Annotated in this window: 2 protein-coding genes; both read left to right on the forward strand. The window is 36.5% G+C overall.

The annotated features are described in order from the left end of the window. The first annotated feature begins 1,011 nt into the window (after positions 1-1,011). Positions 1,012-3,213 (forward strand): GumC family protein, encoded by a 2,202-nt coding sequence (locus tag A0J48_RS25890; protein WP_200327445.1) that lies wholly within the window; start codon positions 1,012-1,014, stop codon positions 3,211-3,213. A 164-nt stretch (positions 3,214-3,377) separates the two neighbouring features. Next, entirely contained in the window at positions 3,378-4,523 is a 1,146-nt protein-coding gene (locus tag A0J48_RS25895) for a SpoIID/LytB domain-containing protein (protein WP_200327446.1), read from the forward strand. The last annotated feature ends 53 nt before the right edge of the window (positions 4,524-4,576 follow it).

Consider the following 4,576-nt stretch of genomic DNA (forward strand, 5'->3'; position numbering starts at 1 on the left):
AATTGATAATTGATAATTGATAATTGATAATTGATAATTGATAATTGATAATTGATAATTGATAATTGATAATTGATAATTGATAATTGTTTCATTCTAGGTTTTACTCCTGACGTCTGCTATCATGAGTTTCCACTGAGTTTTTCTCGTTCCTTGTTTCCGACTGGGAATGTCATTTTTCGCTTTAGATAAATATAATTAAAATTTATAAGTTATAAATGTTAAGTTTAATATTTAAATTAAATACTAATTAGAGTTAAGATTTATTAAGAATTTATTGATAATAATTCTTATTAATTAACGAACTTGCAATACTTTCAGCAATTTGCTAGAATTTAAAAGAATTTCATAATCGGCGTTTTGTTGTCAATTTTGCATCGATCAAAAATACTGCTGCTCAAACCCTTTATTTATAGTCTTTTCAGCAATCAACAGCAAAAAAATACAAAACTTTACAAATTAGCAGCAATTTGAGAGAGCAATGCAGGGAAAAAATATCTCATATATTGATGTACCTTAACTGGCAGAAAAAATGTACTATTGACAAATACGATAATTCATAGTATGTAGGGTTTGCTGAAAAAGCTCTACACTTCAGAAAACCCTATTTAGAATTTCTATATATTTCCTTTTTATCCTTCATTAAATATTTAAAAATCTAATGAATAAATTTACTATTATAGTGCTGAACGGGTATATATCTGGTTGAATTAACTATGGAATAGCTACTTCAAGATATCTTCTATCCAGTAGTTATATCATCCTGGAAATAATAAATATTATACCACTTGGGGTTAGGAATTTGAGATTTGAAAGTGTTGCAGATAGACTGCATGAGCTTCGCAGTTTTCCATCTGTCACCATCATTTTGCCAATTGGTATTAGTGTTTTAAGAGATAAATTTGAGTGTAAATTCTCTGCTGATCTGCCAAATTTTATCTCTAATTTTTTTCTCATCATTATTTTCCAGATATGCCAGATATATTGTTTTGATAGTAGAGGGCTTTAATAGTGGCTACAACTGGTCTTAATCGCAAACAACTGGTTACTACCTCTAAACAAAGCGTGTTGGATATTAGACAAATATCTAAAATTCTGTTTTATCGACGCTTTATGATCTTGGGAGTTTCCTGTGCAGTAATGTCAGTAACAAGTCTGATAGCGGTCATTACTAAACCCATGTACCAAAGTTCAATGCAAATCATGGTGAGTGATGATTTGGAACAAGCACAACTCTCTAAATATCCACAAATAAATGCCAAAAGCGATTTAACTAAGCTAAATATTTCATCTGTAGATGATACTAATCAGATGCAAGTCATGCTCAGTTCTAAGCTAATTCAAAAAGCTGTTGATTTATTGCGTTCTGATTATCCTGATCTGACCATTGAAGATATCAAAGGTAAAGTTGATACAGGTAAACAGGCATCTTTACAAATAGCACCATTAGACAAAATTTCGGCATCTCATCAAGCTTATAATCAAGTATTTGTTGTATCTTTTAAAGATCCCAATCCAGTCAAAACACAAAGAGTATTGCAAGCTTTACAAAAAGTTTATCAAGACTACAATCTGGAACAAAAAAACCAGCGTGTCAATCAAGGTTTAGCTTTTGTTAATAATAGATTACCTAAATTACAACAAGAGTCACTAGCAGGAGAAAAGAAATTAGCATTGTTTCGTAAGAAATATAATTTAATTGACCCCTTAGTCCAAAGTAAAATTTTGTTAGAATCTCTGACTGATATTCAAAAACAACGCCGGACTATTCGCACCCAGATTTCCGAATTACAAAGTCGCTACAATACCTTAGAAGAAAGTTTAGCATCTGCTCAAAAAAATGCACAATTGGCAACTAGTTTAAATCGTTCTAGTAGTTATCAGGCTTTAGTAGATGAGATTAGAAAAACAGAACAAGTTTTAGCCGAGGAACGTCTACGCTACACTGAAAATTCTCCAGTTATAATTAGACTGAAACAAAAACGCCAAGTGCAAATGGCATTATTACAGCAAGAAGTGAAAGAAGAAGCTGTCAATACGAACAGTAAAGTCAACACTTTATCAGAGGTAGAGCCAAAATTAACTAATCAGTTAGAGCAGTTAGAAAAAAGATTAAATAAGCTAATTGATAATGAAAATAATTTAGCTAAATCTGAGCAACAAATTCGGGATCAGCTTAGTATATACCCTAGTATTATAGCTGAATATAATCGGTTGTTGTCAGATGTGAATGTCCAACGTAAAACTCTTGAGCAACTGCTTCAACTGCAACAGTCTTTAGGCATAAAAATTGCTCAGGGAGGATTTGACTGGCAAGTATTGGAAGAACCAGACCTGGGAATTTATATTGGTAATAAGAAATGGTTGTTGATTATTGGTGGAATGTTAACAGGTCCAATCTTAGGTGTAGTATTTGCCTTGATTTGGGAAAAGTTTAATCAGGCAATTTTATCACCTCTTGATTTACAGAAGCTGACCAATATTCGATTACTGGGGTCTGTACCGAAATTAGGTAAAACCAGTTTTAAAAATAGACTCAAGCAGGTATTAAGGTATAAACAAAAAATATCATCACCTGCCATTATAGAAAGCAAAACTAAATTGTCCAGTCATGAAACACTGGATATGATTTACCAAAATCTGCAAATATTCAAGAATTCCTTACCTTTTAAATCGTTGATGTTGACTTCAGCCCTACCAGGAGAGGGTAAAACAACTTTAGCTTTGGGACTGGGAGCTAGTGCAGCCCAAATGCATCAACGGGTGTTAGTCATTGATGCAAATTTGCGATCGCCCAGTTTACACAAAATTCTGGAAATCTCCAACGATTGGGGTTTGTCTCTATTATTGCTGGATGACATCAAAACTCAATTTCACAATTATATCCAACCGATTCACCCATCAATTGATGTTTTGACCGCAGGACCAACACCAGATGATGTAGTTAATCTCCTCACTTCAGGAAGACTGAAAGAACTAATTGAATCCTTTGAAAAAATCTACGACTTAGTTTTAATAGATACTTCTTCCGTTTTAGATAGCGTTGATGCCAGAATTATTGCCTCTGTTTCTAATGGTATTGTCATCGTGGGACGCATCGGTCAGTTAACCCCACAGGAACTAATGCAAACAACGGAAATTTTGAGTCAGTTGAATTTAATTGGTATTGTTGCCAATGAAGTCAATCATCCGCCAAAAGCAACCAAATCGTAAGCATATTGCTCACACCAAATCTTCAAAACCTTCTGAAAAATTTCAATCGGCGGATTAAAACACCACAAGTCTCAGCAAACTGCATAATAAGTAGAAGTGGCAACCTCCTGACCAGGAGAACTGTCTGATTAAACTTGTAGAGGCTTGTGATTAAACCAATCAGCATGAAAATCCAACTTTATTTAGGCGCTTTATTTTCCCGAATTCAAGGAAGACATTGGTGGATAGGTCTCCTCTTGTGGTTTGCTTTAGTTGCTCCTGCTCAAGCATCTGTCATCCTGCGCGTAGCAATTGAAAGGGGAGTAAATCAGGTCAAAGTTGGTGCTTCCACGACAGCAATAGTTAAAGATAGTTCTGGTCGTACCCTGGGACAACTACCTGGAATGAGTGCCTATGCTGCTCAAGCAGTTCCTGGAGGCATTGCTTTAGATAAATGGCAATCAGGTATATTTTGGATTGAACCAACTGCTAAAGGATTTGTTTATATAGGCGATCGCTGGTTTCGCGGTAGAACACTGATTATCCCCACCGAAAAAGGCTTAACCGCAGTCAACTGGGTAGATTTAGAAGAATATCTTTACAGCGTCATCGGTGGAGAAATGGACTCTAGCTGGCCACAAGAAGCCTTAAAAGCCCAAGCGATCGCCGCACGTACCTATGCCCTCTATGAGCGAGAAAAACAGCGCAACAATCCCATTTATGATTTAGGAGATAGCCCCGACCGTTGGCAAATTTACAAAGGTGTCAGCAGCGAATCACGCAAAACCTACGCCGCAGTAGACGACACCGCCGGAAAAGTCCTCACTTATAACAATAGAATTATACTTTCAGTCTTTCATGCCTGTTCTGGTGGACACACCGAAAACGTAGAAGACGTTTGGGGAAATACCCTCCCTTATTTACGTGCAGTCCAAGACTTTGATCAAAATGTCAAAGAATGTAACTGGATAAAAACCTTTTCACCAGCAGAAATTAGCGCCAGAGTTTCTGGTATAGGTAATGTCAGAGACATGATTATCGAATCTCTGTCCCCTTTCCGCAGCGTTAAAACCCTGAAAATAGTCGGTGATCAAGGTACAAAAGTTCTGCAAGGTGAAGAAGTTCGTACCGCACTCAGGTTAAAAAGTACCCGTTTTACCGTTAACAAAGACGCAAATGGCGGTTTTGTCCTCCAAGGATTAGGCTTTGGACATGGTTTAGGTATGAGTCAGTGGGGAGCATACAACCTCGCTCAACGCGGAGCAAACCACCTACAAATTTTAGGACATTATTACAAAGGTGTGGCCTTAACTCCTATTCAGGCTAAGTAAGAAGAGGGTGTAGGGTGTAGGGTGTTGTAGGGTGTAGGGTGTGGGGTGTGGGG

This window comes from Sphaerospermopsis aphanizomenoides BCCUSP55, from assembly GCF_001586785.1.
GTDB lineage: Bacteria > Cyanobacteriota > Cyanobacteriia > Cyanobacteriales > Nostocaceae > Sphaerospermopsis_A > Sphaerospermopsis_A aphanizomenoides_A.

What these genes read in the sequence shown, in the direction of transcription:
- A0J48_RS25895 (WP_200327446.1), top strand. Translation starts at nt 3,378, where the DNA reads ATGAAAATCCAACTTTATTTAGGCGCTTTATTTTCCCGAATTCAAGGA.